Source organism: Mesorhizobium sp. M4A.F.Ca.ET.020.02.1.1 (assembly GCF_004022645.1).
Taxonomy (GTDB): Bacteria; Pseudomonadota; Alphaproteobacteria; order Rhizobiales; family Rhizobiaceae; genus Mesorhizobium.
The window spans coordinates 1-2434 of record NZ_RZOI01000836.1 but is presented as its reverse complement, the minus strand read 5'-3'; the positions used below and the strand labels follow the sequence as shown (position 1 = coordinate 2434).

Annotated in this window: 3 protein-coding genes; 1 reads left to right on the top strand and 2 read right to left on the bottom strand. The window is 65.7% G+C overall.

Going from position 1 to position 2434, the window contains the following annotated elements; translation table 11 throughout:
- The first annotated feature begins 85 nt into the window (after positions 1-85).
- On the top strand, positions 86-370 hold the full coding sequence (locus tag EN742_RS31875; RefSeq protein ID WP_127405792.1) for an SCP2 sterol-binding domain-containing protein: 285 nt from the start codon (positions 86-88) through the stop codon (positions 368-370).
- A gap of 105 nt (positions 371-475) precedes the next feature.
- Here EN742_RS31875 and EN742_RS31870 read toward each other — a convergent pair whose 3' ends face one another.
- Positions 476-1183, bottom strand: a complete 708-nt coding sequence (locus tag EN742_RS31870; protein WP_348627221.1) for an N-acetyltransferase — start codon at positions 1181-1183, stop codon at positions 476-478.
- Between the two features lie 99 nt (positions 1184-1282).
- Positions 1283-2416 carry an ornithine/lysine decarboxylase gene (gene odc2, locus EN742_RS31865; protein ID WP_126058448.1) on the bottom strand — a complete coding sequence of 378 codons (1134 nt, stop codon included), beginning with the start codon at positions 2414-2416 and terminating at the stop codon, positions 1283-1285.
- Between the last annotated feature and the right edge of the window lie 18 nt (positions 2417-2434).

Below are 2434 nucleotides of genomic sequence, written 5' to 3'. Positions count from 1 at the left end.
GCTATATGCGTCAGCGACCGTGATCGCGACATGCCCCGGCAATGCGCCGCCGCGTATCAAACGCAACAAGATGAGGAGAACCGCCGTGAGCGTTCAGGAGATTGCCGACAGGATCAAGTCGCGCGTGGCAAGCGCGGGCTTCGAGCATTCGGTCAAGTTCGACACCGGCAGCGACGGTGTCATCGTCATCGACGGCGCCACGGTCTCCACCACCGATGCGCCGACCGACTGCACCGTCAAGCTGTCGCTCGACGATCTGGATTCGCTGCTCGCCGGCGACCTCAACCCGACCATGGCCTTCATGTCCGGCAAGATAAAGGTCGAGGGCGACATGACTGTCGCCATGGCGCTAAGCCAGTTGCTTGGTTGACGACAGCGCCAAGATCAAAGCAAAACGCCGCCTCGATGGGCGGCGTTTTCTTTCGGTTTGACCGTGACCTTGCACAAAACCGGTTCCCACTCTTTGGGATGATGTCTAGGCGGCCAGCGACTGCGCCTTCTGCTTGCGTCCCGCAGCCTTAAGCGTGCCGTGTGCGTCGTCGAGCACGCCCTCCATCAGTTCCAGCGCCAGCAGGCGGTGCCGCTCATAGGGGCCGGGCATCGCGAGGGCGCCGGTCTTCGCCGCCGAAAATCCGAAGCGCCCGTAGTAGGGCGCGTCGCCGACGAGCAGGATGGCGCCATGGCCGAGGCGCGCCGCTTCAGTCACCGCATGCCGCATCAGCGCCGAACCGACACCGGAGCCCTTGAGCGCCGGTTCGACGGCAAGCGGTCCGAGTAGAAGGGCCGCCGGACCGCCTTCGCCCAACGTCACATCCCAAAGCCTCACGGTGCCGAGGACCGCGCCCGAGGCATCGCGTGCGACAAAGGCCAGGCCTTCCGAGGGCCGGCGGCCGCGCCGCAGCTTCTCCGACGACTTCCTACGACGGCCAGGTCCCATGGCGCGGTCGAGCAGGTCCTCGCGCGCCTCGATATCGCCGGCGCTTTCCGCCACGACGGTGAATGCCGGAGCCTGTGAGGCCCCCTCACCCGGCTCGCCGCGCGAGCCAGCCTGTGCCCGTTGGGCCAGGGAGGGCGCAAGCGCTGCCATCGGGCTCTTCTCCCCCGCGAAGAAGAGCTGATCCGAAGGGCCGGATGAGGGGGCAATGTCGGTGGCCGCGATGGCCGATTTGATCAGGTATTCCATGTCCGCGATCCTTCACGAGCGGAGGTCTGTTCCACAGGCGAGCCCGGGTGGGCGAACATGCGCCCACCTGGGATGATCAGAACGGTTCTTGCGAACCGGTCAGATCACGTAGGATCGGAGCGGCTCGAAGCCGTTGAAGGCGACCGAGGAATAGGTCGTCGTGTAGGCGCCGGTGCCTTCGATCAGCACCTCGTCGCCGATGGTCAGCGACAGAGGCAGCGGATAGGGCGTCTTCTCGTACATCACGTCGGCCGAATCGCAGGTCGGACCGGCGAGCACGCAAGGCGCGGTCTCGGTGCCGTCATGGGCGGTGACGATCGGGTAGCGGATCGCCTCGTCCATGGTTTCGGCGAGGCCGCCGAACTTGCCGATGTCGAGGAACACCCAGCGCACATTGTCGTTGTCGGCCTTTTTCGAGATCAGCACGACTTCCGACTTGATGACGCCGGCATTGCCGACCATGCCACGACCTGGCTCGATGATGGTCTCGGGCAGCGCGTTGCCGAAATGCTTGCGCAGCGCCGAGAAGATCGCCTGGCCGTAGGCCTGCGCCACCGGCACGTCCTTCAGGTAACGGGTCGGGAAGCCGCCGCCCATATTGACCATTTTCAGAACGATGCCCTCGTCGGCGAGCGTCGCGAACACCTTCTTGGCATCGCCCAGCGCGCGGTCCCAGGCCGTGAGATCGGTCTGCTGCGAGCCGACATGGAACGACACGCCATAGGCGTCGAGGCCGAGCGCCTTGGCATGGCGCAGCACGTCGACCGCCATTGCCGGCACGCAGCCGAACTTGCGCGACAGCGGCCATTCGGCGCCCTCGCCGTCGGTCAGCACGCGGCAGAAGACGCGCGCGCCGGGTGCGACGCGGGCGATCTTCTCGACCTCCTCGACGCAGTCCACCGCGAACAGGCGGATGCCGAGCTGGTAGGCGCGTGCGATATCACGCTCCTTCTTGATGGTGTTGCCGAAGGAGATGCGGTCGGCCGGCGCGCCGGCGTCCATGGCCATCTCGACCTCGGCAACCGATGCGGTGTCGAAGGACGAGCCCATCGCAGCAAGCAGGCGCAGGATCTCCGGCGCCGGGTTTGCTTTCACCGCATAGTAGATCTTGGAATCGGGCAACGCCTTCTCGAAGGCGCGGAAATTGTCGCGCACGACATCGAGGTCGACGACGAGGCACGGGCCGTTCGGACGTCGGGTGGCGAGGAAGTCAAGGATGCGCTGGGTGGCCATCGGGGTCTCTCCATAACG